This is a genomic window from Mycobacterium branderi, from assembly GCF_010728725.1.
Taxonomy (GTDB): domain Bacteria; phylum Actinomycetota; class Actinomycetes; order Mycobacteriales; family Mycobacteriaceae; genus Mycobacterium; species Mycobacterium branderi.
Window position 1 is genome coordinate 715,049 of the sequence record NZ_AP022607.1, and the last position, 16,219, is coordinate 731,267.

The following is a 16,219-nucleotide window of genomic DNA, read 5'->3' on the forward strand; positions in this document are numbered from 1 at the left end:
TGCGCTCCTGGGTTATGTCTCGGTGATGGGATTGACGGTAGTCGGTGGCGGCCCTGGGGGCCCATCGTCCGGCGGCGGTGGCTCGTCTTCGGGTGGTGGTTCGGGCGGCGGTGGGTCCCCGCTGTAGCCGGTCGCGGGGAGCTCGGTGATCGGCGGCACCGACGGGGTCTGACCGCCGGCGGTGCCGGCCGGCGCGTCGGCATCCACCGCCACGCCGTGATCGTCCACACCAGCCCGCGGTGAGCGGGCCGGTCCGCCCTGGCGCCGGCCTGCCTGACGACGGTGGGCCGCCGTGCTGGATTTAGGGTGCTCGCCGGGTTGCTCGTGGAGCGGGGGGACCCCGGCCGCCGGCCCGTGTGGGCCTGGGCGCTCGCCGGCAGTCCCCTGACCCTCGGCGGGTGCTTGCCTGCCCGCCGGCCGGGCGCTCGCCGCGCGGGCGGCCTCGGCGTCGAGTCTGTCGGCGGCGTCCGGTACCGGATTGAAACCGGGCCGGGGATCCCCCAGCACTTCACGGGGCTTATCCGCCGCCTGGTCGATCTGCTCCCACGGGGTCAAACCGGTGTGACGCGACCGCCGGGTCAATCCCCTGCCCGCGCTGATGGCCGCAGAGCCGGCCCATCCGGTCGCGGCGTGCATGCCCATGCCGATGGCCACGTCGGTGGCCCGGCCGATCACCCCCCGTGTCGCCGGGTGACCGGAAAGGTCGGCTTTGATGTGGTGCAACAGGACAAACGCGGCGATCGACACCCCGCCCATCATCAGCACATGCGGAAACGGGTTGGCTCCGCCCAGTTCGGCGGGCAGCGGCTGCGACACGATCCGTTCCACCGCCAGCCCGATCACGCTGACATAGACGATGTAGACCGTTACCTCGATGCCGTGCCGGAAGAACTGCCAGACCACAGTCATCGCGCGACGCTGAGGAGCGCCGGGAATGCCGCCAAGCCACAACGTGGGCAGCAGGATCGCCGTCGTCCAGATCGCTTTGACCGACACCTTCAGCACCGCCCAGCCCGACATCACCATGAACAAAGCCAGTAGCAGCGCTGCGGTCACGAACACCGCGCCGATCCACACGTTGGTGCCGTCCAGGTGTTCGGCATAGCTCACCGCCGCCCGATCGCCGCAAGTTGCCATGGCCCGGATCGGGCCGTCTGGTGCACCTTGACGCACAGAGCCCGACCACGCCGCCGCGCAACCGCCGACCCGGTCGACGACGTGACCAAAGTTCCATAGCTGCAACGGTTCTCGGACGGTGTGGGTGATCAGGCTCGCCGTCAGCGTGTCGACCTGGCCCGTGAAGCCGGCACCGGTGAGCGCACCCCCCGGCCTGGCGGCCTCAGCAACGGAAAACCCGATACGACGGCCGAACGCCAATAGCCCGTTGGGCCCGTACATTTCGCCGGCGGGATCGGCGAAGACCGCGACCGACAACGCCGGCATCGTCAACGCGACGCCGATCATCGTCCAGCCGCGACCGGCCTCGCCGCGCCTGATCGTCATCACACCGGCGAACACGCCGACCGGGATCGTCACCAGCAGCAGGCCCAGTTGGGTGGTGACCTGGATGACCGCCGCGGTGACGGCCCGGGCTATCTCACCGATCACGGTCAGCCAGTAGGTGCTGACGGTGATCTTCATCAGCCACAGTGCCAACGCGATGATGCCGATGAAAGCTCCGGCCTCGCCGGTCATGATGCTGGCCGTGGTGACGTAGCCGGCCGTCACGGTGGCGGCGTGCAGGCTCCACTGGGCCCAGCTGGCCGGATTCCAGTCCAGGTGCGGGCCCGCTTGGGTGATCTGTTCTGGTATCGAGGCGATCGCCAGGTAGTAGTCGCCGATCGGCACCCCGTAGCCGTCTTTGAGGCCAGTCCAGTTGAGCATGCCCGCGTTGGTGGAGGCGCTGGCCCGCGGCGCCGTAGCCACCGTCACCATGAACAGCCCCTGCAGCGTGGCCAGCACGAGTGCCGGGCGGCCCAGCCCCGGGTGGGCCAGATACCAGTAGTGCAGGCGGGCAGTCATGCACCGGCCCGCCTGCGTTGCATCACCCGCTGCGGATTGGTGTCGAACCGGGCGGCCAGTTGTGCAGTGGGGGCCTCAAACAAACCGACTTTCCCGAAGCCGCCGAACTCATCGAGGTACCACGCTTCGCCCTCGCGTCCCGCGATGACCTTCCCGTAACGGGTGTCGATCGCGTCGTCGCCGTGGTCCACCAGCTGCACCGGGCTGGTGTTCTCCACATAGTTTTTCAGCAACTCGGGATGACGTTGCAGATCGCGGTCACACCATTCGAGGGTGGCCTTGGCGATGGCAACCTTGTTGAAGCCCAGGCACAGCCGTTGATCGATGAACTCGTCTTCGAGCACCGCGAAGTCTTTGATCGGATGCTGGCTGATCCCGACAAACCCGGTCCACGCCTTGCGGCCTTGGCGGATGACCTTATTGGCGCATTTTTGACCGCCGGGCGAGTTGGTCCAGGCCGCGCACTCCTCCACTTCCAAGATGTCGGGACGCTCGGGGCGGGAAAAGAACAGCGACTGCGCCAAATCAGCGCCCAGCCCGTAGAGCGCCTGAGCTGCCCGCTGACCCGGTGTGGTGAGCTCATGCAGGTGCGCCGCATACTCTTCGCCGACCGCGGGTAGCTCCAACCCGGCGAAATTCCAGATGACACACTGTGTTTCAGCCAGGTCCGGGACAGGTAGGGTTTCGTCGAACAGGGCACGCAGGACCCGCTCGGTGCGCAAACCCTCCAAGCCCACCAGCAGGTCGTCATCGGCGCTGTCGCGCCCCACTTTGAGCTCACGCAGAAAGCGGATCAGCTGGTTGGTGCTGCCGATCCCATTGGCCTCCCGGGTCTCCGGTGCCAGATGGGCGCGCAGCCGTGCCGCCTGGCGGCTCAGCGCGGAAAACCCCAACTGCGGCAGCAAATGATCGATCGTGCGTTCCGCAGCGTCGTTGTAAGGAAATATCCGCAGCCCGTCGAGGCTGAACCCGGGCCGTGACAAATCGATCACTATTTTGTCGTCGAAGTCCGCCAGCGCACATTCGTGCTCTCGTGCATCGGTGGGATCGAAGATATGCAGGCCCGCCCCCAACATCAGCCATGACCAATTGAGGTTTTTGCTGACGTGCGATTTGCCACGGCCCGGCGAACCACAGATCACCAAATTCGCGGGATTATCCCGGGCGGGCGCATCCAACAAATCGAGCAAAACCACATCACGCAGCCCCGGACTGGTCAGATTCATGCCCAGCGGCACCCCGGTATTGTTGCCGAGCTTGTTCGCCAGCAGCGGCACATACTTGGCGAAGCGCTCGCTGGTGGTTGGGTTGCGGAACTCCCCGAGCTTGGCCGACTTCTCGGTGCCCGGGTTGAACGCGCGCCACAGGCTTGGCTGGCTGCCCCGCCAGCGGCTCGATCCGATGTTTTGCCGACGGTAGGCACGCAACACCCCGGCCGCCGCGTGGTTGACGCTGTCGGGATCGGCGCCGGCCGCGGCGATCACGATGGAGGGGTTCACGCCGCGTTCGGCGGCGCCGCGTTTGAGTTCGGAGGCCAGCTCTTTGCCGGAGGCCAGCTTGCGCACCAGCTCGTCGTCGCTGAGCGCGTGACGTCCGCGCTGGCGGTACTGGTCGCGAATGTTCTTGACGACATTCTGGGCCGTCGATGCCGCCGACTCGGCGCCCTCGAAGGTGAAGTTGACCGTCCAGTCCAGCGTGATGTCCGGGCGGGTCAGATCGTCGAGCACCTTGAAGATCGTGGCGCGCGGCCAGCTGATCCCGGTGTCGGGAAAACTCTCCAGCGGCAGCAGCACCTGATAGGAGTCGGCGACGTCGTCGGCGGGCTCGCGGTATGCCCGCAGGAACACCTCGGTGTCGGTGCGGGCGGCACGCCAGCGCCGCCGGCGCAACCGGGCCGCTGACGGGTCGAAATACACCGGGCTAAACGCCGAGGCGGGCAGGCTGGCATCCGGATCGTGCGGCGCCGACGGCAGCGGGTGTGGCCACACCCCGCGGCTGGCGGTGTAGTTCCAGTGCCACCAAATCTGTTCAGCGCTGGCTGGTTTGGGAAAGAACACGCCCGGCAGCGCAGCGGTCATCTGGGCGGCCAGCTCGCGGTAATACGACAGCGATGATGCGCTGTCCTTGTCGCGGCCGATCGCCAGCTCGAACCAGTGTCGCCAGATGCTGGTCGCGTTTTGGCCGGCCGGCCCGTAATCCAACGGCAGGCTCAGCCAATAGATTCGCCGGCGCGGCCGATGGCCGGTGATGGTTGGTTCCCAGTGCCAGCAGTGCTGCACCCAGCGGCGGGCGGCCTCGGGGATCGTCTCGGGTCCGGTTGGCGCATCGGCGCGCAGGTCCGGATGGGTGACCAGCATCTTGCGGGCTACCTGGCGGGTAGGCACCGGCACGGTCAGCCCGCTGATCGAGCAGCCCGACGGCAGCGTGCGCGACAGCTCAGCGTGCTCGGCGGCCACCATGTTTTGCCATTCCTCGCTGAGGAAAATGAACGGCAGCCCCGAGAGCAGATAATCGGCATACACCCCGGTACTGGTCAGGCGAAGGTTGCCGACGACGCGCAGCGGAGCCAGTGACGACATCACAGCGCCCCGTTAGCGGCGCAGCCGATGCGAGCAGCGCACCCTGGGGAAGCTGTTCTGCCACAGCCAGGCCGCGCGGGTGGACAGCGATGGACGCAGCGCGGGCAGTTTGCCCAGCAGCCACACCGCCGCCGCCGTCAGTACGACACCGATGGCCAGGGTTCGCAAGGCGTGGCCGCTGGTGATGTTCGCCGTGACCGCCGAGCCGGTGACGACGAAACCGATGACGAAGGCAAGGGCGTCAGGGGCACGCCATTTGTCTTTGAACGGCAGCGTGAACCCATCCCCGGAGTCACCCAGATAAATCGGCAGGCTGCGCTGATCGGAGTAGATCTTGGCGGCCGGTGCATCGTCGAGCATGTCAGGGGCCCCAGGGAGTTTCCACGTTGATCGGGTTTTGGATGCCGTGGTGTCTGGCCTCGGCCACGACCGCCGCGGCGATGCCCAACGACAACACGATCAGTACCACATGGATGATCGTGCCGATTTGCCCGGTGATCCCCGACCCCGCTCCGTGGCTGGTGTGCGCCTTGACTGAGTGGGCGGTCCCGACCACCAGCGCAACCACCGCCAGAAAACATACCGCTGCCAGGCCAAGCCCTTTGCCGGATGAGAACAATCCCGCCACCGCCAAGGTTTGCTCGTCGGCGGTAATTGTCTCGATCATCGTTTAACTCCAGACATTTCAGCTATGGCCTGCTGATACGGGTTTGGGTTCAGTATCCGGACTGATCTGTGGTGATAAGTCTATGGCCGCCACCATCCAGGTTCCGTCACTATTTTCGACCGTCAGCGGATAGGAGAAATCGATCGCGGCGAACTGGCTCGTTTGTGCGGAGACGCGTGCTTGCAGGTGAATACGCTCTTTTGGCGCCGGATGTTCGGGGATGCGGCGGTCGGTGGCCGCCGAGGTCACCACCGCGGTCTGGTAACCCCCGATCGGGGCCAGCCCCGATCCCGCGGTCACGTAGCGGTCCAGTCCACTCGTCGACGTCAGATAGGCCGCGACGAACCCTGACACCAGCGAATACAGCGGGCTGTCGCTGCTTAGCGCATTGGTGTAGGCGGTTTTGATGTCTGCCCCCGGGCCGGGGTCGTTTCTGGCGGTCGGGGTGCCGATGACCCGCAGGCGGCGATGCCACATCGAGATCGGGACCTGATAGAACGCCAGCGTGGGTGGTGCTGAGGCGTAGGGGCGTTGCATCACCGACACGATCGCCGTATAGATCGACATGTCTCCGACCGTGTCCGGTGCCGCCACCATATGGCAGTTCGGGGATGTAACCACGTATGGCGGCGTGCTGGGCAGGGCCTTCTCGGCCGGGATCGTGATAAACCGTTGCAGCGCTGCGCGATCGGCAGCGGTGGCAGTCAGCCAGGTGACGATGAAATCCTTGGCGAACGAACCCACCTGGGCGGCCTGGTTGTCGGTCTGCCGGGCGATCCCGGCGATGTCAGGGCGCTGCGGGGTGATGAACACCTGGCACGCGGCGATGGCGCCCAGCAGCGCGCCCACGGCGATCGCGGCCCGCCCGGCCGTGCGGCTGGCGCTGCGCAGCCGCCGCAGCCGGTCCTCCCAGGTTTTCGAAAGCGCCATAACCATTGCTCACTAGGGTTGGTATCCAAGGAATTTCATTGCGCTGACCGCGAAGGTGTAGTCGACAGGGTCGCCTGGCTGCTCGGCAGGGGCTGCGGGCCCGGTGGTCGTCGTGCTGTCGGCGGGTGCCGGCGCGGCGCCGGCGCCGAGCACAGAATCGACGAAGCCCGGCTGCTCGGCTGGGACCGGGCTTGAACTGGTCGCCGGGCCGGCGGGCGGGCGCGACGTTTGCCGCACGATCACAGTCACCCGGGACGCCAGGATGGGCCGGTTCAGCGGGTTTGTGACAGGGCCGTGGACGTTGCCGGTGTCTTGGACGAAGATGGTGTGGTCATCGTCGTTGAAGTTGTACTGCAGCCTGCTCACCACTCGATGTGCTAACCATTCGTCCTTTCCCCCAGGGGTTTTCGCAATCCAACCGGGAGTGACCGAGATGGCCGACACTTTGTAGGTTTTGCCGAAATCGATGTAGAGCACCTGTCCGTCTACCTCGGCTCCGGGTATGCCGCGCACGCACACCCAGGCCGAGTCGGTGGTCGTGTCGGTCAATGCTTGCGCAGGGGTGGAGCCGGCGGTGGGACAGCCCGGGGCGCTGGCGGTGAACGGGATGGCCTGGTCGCGTGTCGGTGCGGTGGTGCCGGTGGACGCCGGCACCGCAGGGGCCGGCGGCGCCACGGATGGCAACGGTGGCGGTGACGCGGGATGGTCGCTGAATGTCACCAGCCCGGCCGTGATGGCCATCGCAGCGGCCGCTACCGCGGCGCCGAGTATCCAGGCGGTTTTCTTTGCCCCGGCGTTGACATCGTCGGGCTGGTCGGTGCGCGGCTGTGGCGAGGCCGAGTCTGGGCGGTCGAGCTCGACCGGTTCATCGCCATCGTCGCGGGGCGCCGAAGCCTCGTCACCTTCTGCTCCAGTGGCGCGGTACTCACCGTCTGCGGCGGTTTCTGCAGCGCGGTGCGTGAAGTCGGCGTCGTCGCTTTTCGTCACGGCTCGGGTGGGCGGGGCCGCCGAAGGCTCAGGGCCGAACAGCATTTCGGCCGCCCAGTCCCGCTCCACATCCACGGGTGTGCTGCTCTCACCACCCACGGTCGTCGTCCTCGATGACCTCGCCGTCGATCACCGGATGCGCCGGCCGCGGGCCCACCCACACCGGCACCATCACCCAGCCCTGCGGCAAAGCGGTTTCCTGACCCCTCGGGCCCCGCGAGGCACCGCTGCGCTGGCCCCGGCCGCTGGCCGGCGCGCGGTACGGATTGCGGGGACCGGCGCGGCGATGCAGCGCACGGGCGGCAACGATGATCCCGGCGCCCAGCACCACATAGGGGATGAGCTGGACCAGCAGCTGCACGATCGCGCCCACGATCAGCAGCACCACGAGGGTGCCCACGGCCAAAAAGCCCATAAGTGTTCTCATGCGGCGAAGCTAGCGCCGGGGTATGACAGATGTCGGCCGCAGCAATCTGTGTGCCGACTTGGCGCATCGGGGGAGGTAGGGTACGGGACATGCACGTGCCCGCCGACGGCGTCCCCCGGTTGATGCACTTCGTCGACGCCCGCCTGGATCAGTTGCGCATCAGCAAGGAGGAAGCGTCGCGGCGCGGCTTCCCCAACCCGAGCACCCTGGCCAAGGTCCGCGACCGTGACACCCAAAACACCCCCACGGTGCGCACACTGCTGCGCATCGACCGCACGCTGGGTTGGCAGCCCGGCTCGGCGGCCGTCGTCTTGTTGGGCGGCAACCCGTTGAGCATCACCGCGCGCACCACCAAAAGCGTTCGCGCCAAAGAACAAGCCGCCAAACCCATGACCGCCGATGAAGTGGTGACGCGACTGCTCGACCAGCTCCGGGACGAGATCAACCGCACCTGCCGCGACCTGAACGAACTGGAGGAACGCATGCGGCGGCTGCGCACCATTCACAGCCGGCTGGTCGGGGAGTTTATGGTCGATGGCCAGCTGCTGCAGGATTTCGATGACGCGGTCGCCGAGGCGGGCGCCTAGCGGCGTCGGCGTGCTCACCACGGCTGGGACCGTTCGCCGTGTCGGGGCAGCGGGTGCGGATCGATCAGCCCCGGACCCGTGGTGTCGTCAGGCCCGAGAATCAGCGCGGCATCCTCGGGTGTGACGGCCCGCTTGGGCGGCGTCAGCGGCCACCACCGATCCGATCCAGACACCGCCGGCCAGCCTTCGACGATGCCGTAGATGCCGGCCACCACCGGTGCGGCAGCGACCTGAAGGCAGATCCACGGCATCATCACGGTTTGGCCCAGCGTGGGAGCCGGGTCGTAGAGCAGCACGATGACCAGGCCCAGCGCCGCACCGGACCACAACAGCATCGCGATCGGGTAGGCCCGTAGTGTTCCCGGGACCAGTTGGGTGACAACGCGTTTGAGCACAAACCCGGCCAGCCAACCCACTGGGGCCGCCAGCACGGCCACCGAAACTGCCAGCAGCTCCACCTGCGATGCCGGTGATTTCGTGGTGCGCAGCCACAGCGGTGGAATCAGTGTGTCGTCGTGCGGATCTGGGACGGCAGCGGCCAATTCGCGTTGGCGGGCACGGACTTTGCGACCCAGCATCTCGGCCCGGCGGCGCTGAATCATCGACCATCCTTGATGGCGGGCGATCCAGGCGCGACGCACTTCGTCGAACTTGTCGTCGCGGCGATCGGGCATACACCGACCCTAAAGCCGCCCCAGCGGGTGCTTGTGCAGTATTTCGGGCCGTCGCATAAACCTCGCGTGGGCGCGGCGCGGCGGGTCTGCGGAGGGATCGCTCATCTCACCGCTGCGGGTTTGCCACTTGAGCGTCCGGACTGATCAGGCGGTGAGCCACGACTCCGGCGCGCAGACTCAGGGCGATTTCTTCGATGCGGTGCTGCGAAGTGTCCCAGCCGCGGACCTTTTCGGTGCGGACCATCTGGCCCTCGTGTCTGACCACAATCTTCCACCGCACACCGCACCACTTGGCCAGGAACCACAGCGGCCACCACACCAATGCAGCCAGCCACAACGCAAGACCCAGTAAGAAACCTTCGACGTCAAGGCCCCCGAGATCGGGAGACCCCGGCGACGGCCACCAGCACCGCTGAACCGACCATCCGGCGCCCTGATCATCGCGAAATTCCACCATTCGCACATCCTAGGAATTGATTGCTCAGCCCGGCCGCAGCGCCGACGTCCCCGGTTCTGCCGCGAGCAGTTCGATCATGGGTCGCCAATACACCTGGCCGGCAACGCCTTCCACTGAGCGACTGCAGACTGCCGATCGAAACCGTTGTGATGCAGGCTAAGTAGCGCGGCAGGATCCGCCGTTGGCCGCTTCGATTCGTCGTGGCGGTGTCGGGATTGTAGTTGGCTGAGCCGAGGTTGCCTCGCAGGTGTTCAGGATGGATAGGCCTTGGGCGACGTGGCAAGCACCAGTAGCCCTCCTAACCACTCAGCGGGTCGACACCATCGGGTGCTGCCGGCCAGGGCACCACCTCCACCTGCCGACCAGCACGCACCCCGACAATCAACACCGTCTCACCCGCGCCGATCGGCTGATCACCAAACGCGATGTAGGTCTCCCGGCCACCCCGAACCGCCACCACCACCTCCCCCGGCCGAGCGCCGCCACCCACCGCGCTCACCACCCGCGCCACCAACCCCACAACCTGATCAGTCATCCCTACCCCAAGTGATACCTCGGGCGTTGTCGCGCCGGGTTTTTGAGATCGTAGGCAGGCGCCGCTGCGCCGGGCAAACAGTCACGCTGGGGGCCCGGGGCCTCAAAAATTAGTGCGGGTGGAGCATTATTTGACCTGCGAGGATGATCGCGTGGCAACCGAGCAGGAAAGTTCGCGGTTTGCGTGGCTGCGCGCCGCTGCCGCGGCGTTCGGGGCGGTGCTGCTGGTGTGGGCGATCGGCGTGGGACTCTACAGCGCACTTGTCGCGCAACGCATCCCGTGCGGGAAGTGTGGGGACTACTACGCAGGCGCTGCCGCGGCCGAGCATGTCGCTGTGGGTGAGGCGTGGGTTGCGGTTGGCTGTGCCGCGCTGATGGTGGCCGTGCTGGTATACGTCAGAGCGCGCCGCCGGGGCGGGGGCTTTGCCGGTGGACCGATGGGCGCTTGGGTCGTGCTGCTGCTGGTCTGGGCACTGGTGGCGCTGCTGGTGCTGCCCGAAACGTCGAACCTGAGCCTGACCAAGCTGGTGACGCTCTACCGCCGCGCGATGACGGACTTCACCGTGACTGATCAGCTGCCGACCGCAGTTGTCGCCGTGGCGTTGGCGGCGGCGGGGGCCGTCGCGGCGGGGCTTGGTGCCGGCGCGCTGGCGCGCGGTGGACAGCGATGGCCCGCGGCAGCCGGTGCCGTGTTGGCGGTGCTGGTCGGCGTGACGGCGAGCACGGCGGCGGTGCGGGCCGGTGACGATGCCCGCTACGTCGAGGCGACCACCGCGGCACCGGTGGCTGTGCCGGCGGTGCCGGATACGTTGGGACACCAGCGCTTTCATCTCAGCCTCGCCCGAGGGCTCTCCCCATACGATGAACACGCAGCGGAGTCCTTCCAGTACGCGCCGGTATTTGCCGGCGGGGCGGGTTTCGTGGTGTGGCGCACCGCCGCCGATGGCGTGTTCGGCTATGACGGGGCCGGGCAGGAACGCTGGCATTATCGGCGCACCGGCCCGGCCAAGGTCCGCATCGTCCAGGTTCACCTCTACGACCAGGGCAAAACCGTGGTACTCAAACTCAGCTCCAACTGGAGTGGATCGCAGAGCCAAACCCAAACTCCCACCCTGGTGGGCCTGGATGCACTCACCGGAGCGCAGCTGTGGTCGCACAGCGGCGCCGCGCTGGCCGACGCGTTCGACAGCGGTGGCTACTGGACGCCGTCACCGTTTCTGGTGGCCCGCAACAAACCTGACTGGATCGGCTTTGACGCCCGCACCGGACGGCAGATCTGGCAGATACCCAATCCGCTCGGATGCGGAGGCGGCTGGGACGCCGACACCGCGAGCCGGTTGGCCGGCATCGAAGAATGCGACGCCGATCAGCATCCCAGTTTCCGGCTGGTCACCGTCGATCCCCGCACCGGACAGGTGCAGGCCAACCGCCTGATCCTGACCCAGCCGAAGGTGGACTTTGCCTTTGTGAAAGTAGTGAGCAGCGAAGGCATCCTGCTTGACGTGGGCCGCTTCGGCAGCAACAGCGTCAAGACCTACATCAATGCGGCGACCGGCCAGGTCGCCGATGTCAGCGGCACCTTCCCCCTCAAGCAACTCCGACGGGTTGGTGACCTGGTGGCCGACGCCGGCTCGCCGGATCGGGTCATCCTGTACGGGCCGGACGGCCGCCCACGCTGCGATGTGCCTGGCAGCGCGCGACTGAGCAACATGCACGCCGTCGCCCAGCCCGCGGTGGCGTGGCTGGGGCATCAATTCGTCTACCTCGCTTCCGAACACCACGATATTTTTCTGCGCGTCACCGACCGCGCCACCTGCGCCACCGTGGCAACCCTGCCAGACCCGTGGAACACGCTCGACCTCATGGGCGCGCCCGGGGTCACGCTGGTCAGGTCTCTCACCGCCGACGGCGAGGTCGTCCTCGACGGATACGCGCCGTGATTACCGAGTACGCGCGCTGAGACCGCTCCAGGCATCCCTGCGAGCACGCAGGACCGTGGGAAAGTCCAGCCGTTAACGCCAGCTGATCTGGCTGATCAGTGATTCGATCGCCTCGGCGGTGGCGGCAGGCAGTGCATCTTCGGCTTCGGCGCGCACGATCATGTCTTCTGCCACGCCGGCTGCCCGCGCGGTTTCCGACACCGACAAGTTGGCCTGCCGGCGCGCGGCGTAGAGGCGCTGACCCAGCGACGCGCCCGGCGCCAGCGCCCCCCGCATCATTAAGTCGTCATAGTGGTGGCGCACCGTGCTCAGTGCCCGGATCAGCGCCGGGGTGACCCGGGCGATCTCGGTTGCCCGGACAGCGACCGCCTCTACCCGGCGCAAATCGGCCAGGATCGGTGCCGCCGCCCGGGTGAACTCGGGATCTTTGACCGGTGGCAGCGCGGCGACGGCGTGGCTGCAGCTGTCGGCTGCGGCGATGACGGCCTGCGCGATCAACGGCACGTGATCCTCAGCGGAGAGGACTTCGGTGGCTTCTTCTCCGGGGACGGGTGCCCCCTCGCGGATGCGAGCGATTGTGCCGGGAGGCCAGCGCAGCACTTCTTCGAGTTTGGCCCGGGTGCGTTCGCGCGGCCAACTGCGACCTTTCTCGAAATCGATGAGAGCTCCGGCGTTGATGACGCCGTCTGCCGCAAGGCTGCGCTGACTGATGTCGAGTTCGCGGCGCCGCGCTGCGGCTGCCGCCCCGGCGCGGAGCACACCTGGGTCGAGCTCCTCATCGATCTGCCAGGTGGTGGTGACGTCGAGGTCCTCTGACCCGTTCGATCGCTGCTGATCCACGGATTGCGTCGGTGCCAACTCATCAGACATCAGTGCGCCACCCTCCGTGGGAACGCCCAATTTGGCAGCGGATTGCCGGTGATGATCACCGAACCAGTGCGCACACCTCGGCCCGGCACGCCGCTCGGGCTGCCGCCAATTACCCGCCGCGGCTCATCGACAGCCGCAACACCTCGCGAGATTGGTGAGTCGTCGATCCGCACAGTCGGCCGGGGGCCTTCACCGATGGCCACTACGGTGCGGCCGGAAGGCGGGGCAGGCTCGGCAGTCGACTCGACGTTGGTCATCTCCGGCGATTCCTTCGAACGGGTTGCGTGAGCTGCCGCACCAATCTTAACCGTTGCGCGCTGCAGCACGCTATGCCATGACTACCGTCTCCGGCTAAAAACAACATACCAGCCGGGATATGGGACGCGCCGTCTCCAACGTTCCGTGTCGGAAGTTCCGGAGCGGCAAGCGTCGCGGCGAGCACGGTTCGCCGATGACTGCTCGTACGCGGTGGCACGTCGCCCTACCGAATCAGCCGCCGCCTGACCAGCCGCGCGAATCTGTGTGACGAATCCATATGAGCTGCGGTGATAGATAGCGCGGGCGGACGAGCTCAGCCCAAACCATCGCCATCAAGCGGGCTGACCTATTCCACCGGGCAGACACGACACACGGTTCCCCGCTCTCAAGTGAAGCGGTGACAACCCGATCCATAGTGCAGCGCCTGGTGTTGAAATGCTGTAGTTTGTGCTGTAGTCTTCTGCCCATCGGGGCTGCGGATTGCAGCCTCACTGGAGGAACAAACGGAGATGGCTGCAACCGCTCGTTATGAGCCCCCGCTGGGTGCCTGCACACGGGACCCGGAACGGTGGACGACGGCTGCCGACGACGAAGCCAAGACGATTTGCCGGGCATGTCCCCGGCGGTGGCTGTGTGCTCGGGAAGCCTGCGAGCTGCCGGGCACGGAAGGTCTGTGGGCCGGGGTGGTGATCCCCGAATCGGGTCGGGCGCGCACTTTCGCGCTGCGTCAGTTGCGCTCCCTCGCCGAGCGCAACGGTTATCCCGTACGGGACCAGAAAGTCGCCTTGGTTCCCGCATAAGCATCAGCGCCCCGCCGCAGGTTCGAGGGGTAGCGGCGGGGCGCTGTGCGCACACACCGGGCAGCCGGACGCGCAAGGATCGGGGGCACCTGTCCCGGTCGCAAGTCCGGCGGTCATGCCCGTACCAGCGCCGATTGCTGATGCAGCTTCCCAGACGCTTACCAAGCGTATCGCTAAACCGCAGTGGCTCAACACTTTTCGTAGAGCTTCGACAACTCGAGCTCGAGCGGCAGCCGGCGATGGTCGGGCTGGTGCCGGTAGCAGCCGCCAACCAGGATTTCGATCGGACCATCGGGAGTCTGCACCACCATCGCGGCGGGATGGCCAAACCTGGGCAGCAGCGCCGCCACCCCGCGTCCGATGCGTTGGATGTTTTCGGCGGCCTCGGGACTCTGATCGATGTTGATTTCGATGTGCGTCTCAGTCTGATCGGTCTTGCCGCGGGGGTGGGTCTTTCCGTCGGCGTCGTAGTAGCGGCCGATCACCGCGCTGATATCGGACCACAACGCACGTTCGGTATCGCTCGGCGGCATTGGGCTGGTGCTGTAGTTGTGGGTGGTGCCGACGTCGGAGACCACCAGGCTCAACGTCCACAAGGCATCGTCGAGTGCGGGGTCACTGCGCTGCAGCGCGGTGGCGCTTGCTTGCGTCGCGTCGCGGGCGAGCGTGACGGTAATCGCCCGGCTCGCGGGATCATCCTCGGTGGGCTGGTTCAGGTTCACGCGTTCGGCGACCGGCGAATGGACGGCATGCATCCACGCAGCGATGCTCGCCGCGACATCGTCGACGGCGGGATCGGGATAGCCGTCGGAATGCCCGAAACCGAACAACGCGACGGACTCCTCGTCTCCTGGAACCTTGGGCAATGTGCCGGCCGTCGGGTAATACACGAACAAGGACCCGTCGTAATCGCCTAAGCCGCGGCGCAGTCGCTGATCGGTGAAAGTCCGGCCGATCGCCACGGCTTTGTCCGCGGTCGTCGCCCGCTCCAACCTGACCGCAATGTCGAAGCGTTTACCTACACCGATGCCGCTGTTGTAGGTCATATCGGTGGCGAAAACGCCTGGCATCGCACTTATCTGCTTTTTGATCGCCTCGGCGTCATGTCGGTGATCGGCGAACAAGCACGCTGCGACGGACCAGACGAGTGCCGTCGTGCACGCGATTGACGCCGCCTTCCGGGCTGCCCGCAGCCGGCGAGGTGGTTGCATCACCGCGCGCCGTCGACGTTGGCGGCCATCAGCTCCGAGAGCGTCGCGTGGTTATGGGCGGCGCCGAGGTCACCAACGCCGCGCCTGGCGGCGTACTGGTCGACCGGCTGCCCGATACTCGCTCGCTCTAGCACGACGTCTTGCACCCCGGACTGCATCGAATACGTCTCCTTGCTACGGTTTGTCGATATTTACCGTAGCAAGACCGTTGCACCCGGTTGCGCACGTTTTTCGGCGACAAGAATCCCGGCAAGCTTTCCGCGCAGAAAGCCCGGACTGACCTTCAAACGTGCCCGGGCGCGCGCCGTCCACCCGACAGCGACCGAGCGCAGGCAGCCCGTCGGGAAGCCGGGCTCGATGTGCCCCTAGCCGCTGAGACAATGCTGAAGTAGTGATTGGATGGCGGTCCGAGCCGGCAAGCCGCAGCGAACGCGACCCGTCGCCCCTACCGAAGACTGTCCTGTCCTGGAAGGAACCATGATCGGCGTCGGTGATCCGAGCGAGTGCGCGGAAGGCATTGTCGGCTGATGGCGCTGCCCGCACTGGTCCTCATCCACGGTGGTGAACATGCGGGTGACTGCTGGGATTTGACGGTGGCCGAACTGGCGGCGCGCGAACCGCGGCTGCAGGTCCTGGCCGTCGACCTGCCGGGGCGCCGGGGCAAACCCGGGGATCTGCGCGGCCTGGATATCGCTGCGGCCGTGGCATCCGTCGTCGCCGACACCAACGATGCTGATCTATCCGAGGTGGTGATCGTCGGGCATTCCATCGCTGGCGTAACGGTTCCCGGAGTGGCTAGTGCCCTCGGCTCTGCGCGAGTGCGCGAGATGATCTTCGCCGCCTGTCATGTCCCGCCGCAGGGGGCCAGCATCTTGGACGCCATCGGCGGGCCGCTGTCGATCTTTGCCCCATACAGCGCGCGCGCCACCAAGCCCTTCCGCATGCCAGGACTTGTCGCGCGACTGGCGTTCTGCAACGGCATGACCTGCGAGCAACGGCAATTCATGCTGTCGCACAGATATCGCGATTCCGTTCGGCTCTACAACGACAAAGTTGACCGCACTGCCATGCCCACCGACATCCCGCGCACGTGGATTCTCACCCGGCGCGACCGCATCTTGACCCAGCGCGCTCAACAGAAGAGCATCGCCGCACTGGGCGGTGTCCACACGATCATCCCGGTCGACACCTGCCACGATCTGATGATCAGCCGACCGGACTGGCTGGCGGACACGCTGCTGCAGCGCTGCCTACTGCACGCCTGAGGCGATCGGCT

General features: G+C 66.6%; 17 protein-coding genes. 4 read left to right on the forward strand and 13 right to left on the reverse strand.

Annotated elements, in window-relative coordinates; genetic code table 11:
* Positions 1 to 12: 12 nt before the first annotated feature.
* The 7 genes from G6N47_RS28420 to G6N47_RS28450 are packed head-to-tail and all read right to left on the reverse strand — an operon-like array spanning position 13 to position 7,612.
* Positions 13 to 2,022 (reverse strand): hypothetical protein, encoded by a 2,010-nt coding sequence (locus G6N47_RS28420; RefSeq protein ID WP_083130609.1) that lies wholly within the window; start codon positions 2,020 to 2,022, stop codon positions 13 to 15.
* Positions 2,019 to 4,601: an ATP-binding protein gene (locus tag G6N47_RS28425; RefSeq protein ID WP_083130610.1), complete on the reverse strand. Its 2,583-nt coding sequence runs from the start codon at positions 4,599 to 4,601 to the stop codon at positions 2,019 to 2,021. The genes G6N47_RS28420 and G6N47_RS28425 overlap by 4 nt, the downstream gene beginning before the upstream one ends.
* 12 nt (positions 4,602 to 4,613) lie before the next feature.
* Positions 4,614 to 4,961, reverse strand: a complete 348-nt coding sequence (locus G6N47_RS28430; protein ID WP_083130611.1) for a hypothetical protein — start codon at positions 4,959 to 4,961, stop codon at positions 4,614 to 4,616.
* Between the two features lies 1 nt (position 4,962).
* Positions 4,963 to 5,268 carry a hypothetical protein gene (locus G6N47_RS28435; RefSeq protein ID WP_083130612.1) on the reverse strand — a complete coding sequence of 102 codons (306 nt, stop codon included), beginning with the start codon at positions 5,266 to 5,268 and terminating at the stop codon, positions 4,963 to 4,965.
* Between the two features lie 18 nt (positions 5,269 to 5,286).
* Positions 5,287 to 6,198 carry a conjugal transfer protein gene (locus tag G6N47_RS28440; RefSeq protein WP_083130613.1) on the reverse strand — a complete coding sequence of 304 codons (912 nt, stop codon included), beginning with the start codon at positions 6,196 to 6,198 and terminating at the stop codon, positions 5,287 to 5,289.
* A gap of 12 nt (positions 6,199 to 6,210) precedes the next feature.
* Positions 6,211 to 7,284: a discoidin domain-containing protein gene (locus G6N47_RS28445; protein ID WP_232080461.1), complete on the reverse strand. Its 1,074-nt coding sequence runs from the start codon at positions 7,282 to 7,284 to the stop codon at positions 6,211 to 6,213.
* Positions 7,274 to 7,612, reverse strand: coding sequence for a hypothetical protein (locus tag G6N47_RS28450; protein WP_139799387.1), 339 nt, complete (start codon positions 7,610 to 7,612; stop codon positions 7,274 to 7,276). The genes G6N47_RS28445 and G6N47_RS28450 overlap by 11 nt, the downstream gene beginning before the upstream one ends.
* A gap of 89 nt (positions 7,613 to 7,701) precedes the next feature.
* On the opposite strand from G6N47_RS28450, the gene G6N47_RS28455 reads away from it, so the two are divergent.
* Positions 7,702 to 8,199 (forward strand): hypothetical protein, encoded by a 498-nt coding sequence (locus tag G6N47_RS28455; protein ID WP_169717245.1) that lies wholly within the window; start codon positions 7,702 to 7,704, stop codon positions 8,197 to 8,199.
* A 14-nt stretch (positions 8,200 to 8,213) separates the two neighbouring features.
* Here G6N47_RS28455 and G6N47_RS28460 read toward each other — a convergent pair whose 3' ends face one another.
* The 3 genes from G6N47_RS28460 to G6N47_RS28470 all read right to left on the reverse strand — a co-directional run bounded on the left by G6N47_RS28460 (position 8,214) and on the right by G6N47_RS28470 (position 9,865).
* A complete protein-coding gene (locus G6N47_RS28460; protein WP_083130615.1) occupies positions 8,214 to 8,873 on the reverse strand; it encodes a hypothetical protein in 660 nt (219 codons plus the stop codon).
* Positions 8,874 to 8,974: 101 nt separating this feature from the next.
* Positions 8,975 to 9,208 carry a hypothetical protein gene (locus G6N47_RS28465; RefSeq protein WP_372517473.1) on the reverse strand — a complete coding sequence of 78 codons (234 nt, stop codon included), beginning with the start codon at positions 9,206 to 9,208 and terminating at the stop codon, positions 8,975 to 8,977.
* 420 nt (positions 9,209 to 9,628) lie between these two features.
* Entirely contained in the window at positions 9,629 to 9,865 is a 237-nt protein-coding gene (locus G6N47_RS28470) for a hypothetical protein (protein WP_083130617.1), read from the reverse strand.
* A 151-nt stretch (positions 9,866 to 10,016) separates the two neighbouring features.
* Here G6N47_RS28470 and G6N47_RS28475 point away from each other — a divergent pair, with 151 nt between their 5' ends.
* Positions 10,017 to 11,804, forward strand: a complete 1,788-nt coding sequence (locus G6N47_RS28475) for a PQQ-binding-like beta-propeller repeat protein (RefSeq protein ID WP_139799388.1) — start codon at positions 10,017 to 10,019, stop codon at positions 11,802 to 11,804.
* Between the two features lie 72 nt (positions 11,805 to 11,876).
* Here the strand turns inward: G6N47_RS28475 and G6N47_RS28480 are convergent, their stop codons facing one another.
* Positions 11,877 to 12,674: a helix-turn-helix domain-containing protein gene (locus G6N47_RS28480; RefSeq protein ID WP_139799389.1), complete on the reverse strand. Its 798-nt coding sequence runs from the start codon at positions 12,672 to 12,674 to the stop codon at positions 11,877 to 11,879.
* A gap of 767 nt (positions 12,675 to 13,441) precedes the next feature.
* Between G6N47_RS28480 and G6N47_RS28485 the strand changes: the two genes are divergently transcribed.
* A complete protein-coding gene (locus G6N47_RS28485; RefSeq protein ID WP_083130620.1) occupies positions 13,442 to 13,732 on the forward strand; it encodes a WhiB family transcriptional regulator in 291 nt (96 codons plus the stop codon).
* Positions 13,733 to 13,920: 188 nt separating this feature from the next.
* Here G6N47_RS28485 and G6N47_RS28490 read toward each other — a convergent pair whose 3' ends face one another.
* Positions 13,921 to 14,802: a hypothetical protein gene (locus G6N47_RS28490; protein WP_139799390.1), complete on the reverse strand. Its 882-nt coding sequence runs from the start codon at positions 14,800 to 14,802 to the stop codon at positions 13,921 to 13,923.
* A 140-nt stretch (positions 14,803 to 14,942) separates the two neighbouring features.
* On the reverse strand, positions 14,943 to 15,101 hold the full coding sequence (locus tag G6N47_RS28495; protein WP_163659972.1) for a hypothetical protein: 159 nt from the start codon (positions 15,099 to 15,101) through the stop codon (positions 14,943 to 14,945).
* A gap of 369 nt (positions 15,102 to 15,470) precedes the next feature.
* On the opposite strand from G6N47_RS28495, the gene G6N47_RS28500 reads away from it, so the two are divergent.
* Positions 15,471 to 16,208 (forward strand): alpha/beta fold hydrolase, encoded by a 738-nt coding sequence (locus G6N47_RS28500; RefSeq protein ID WP_083130622.1) that lies wholly within the window; start codon positions 15,471 to 15,473, stop codon positions 16,206 to 16,208.
* The last annotated feature ends 11 nt before the right edge of the window (positions 16,209 to 16,219 follow it).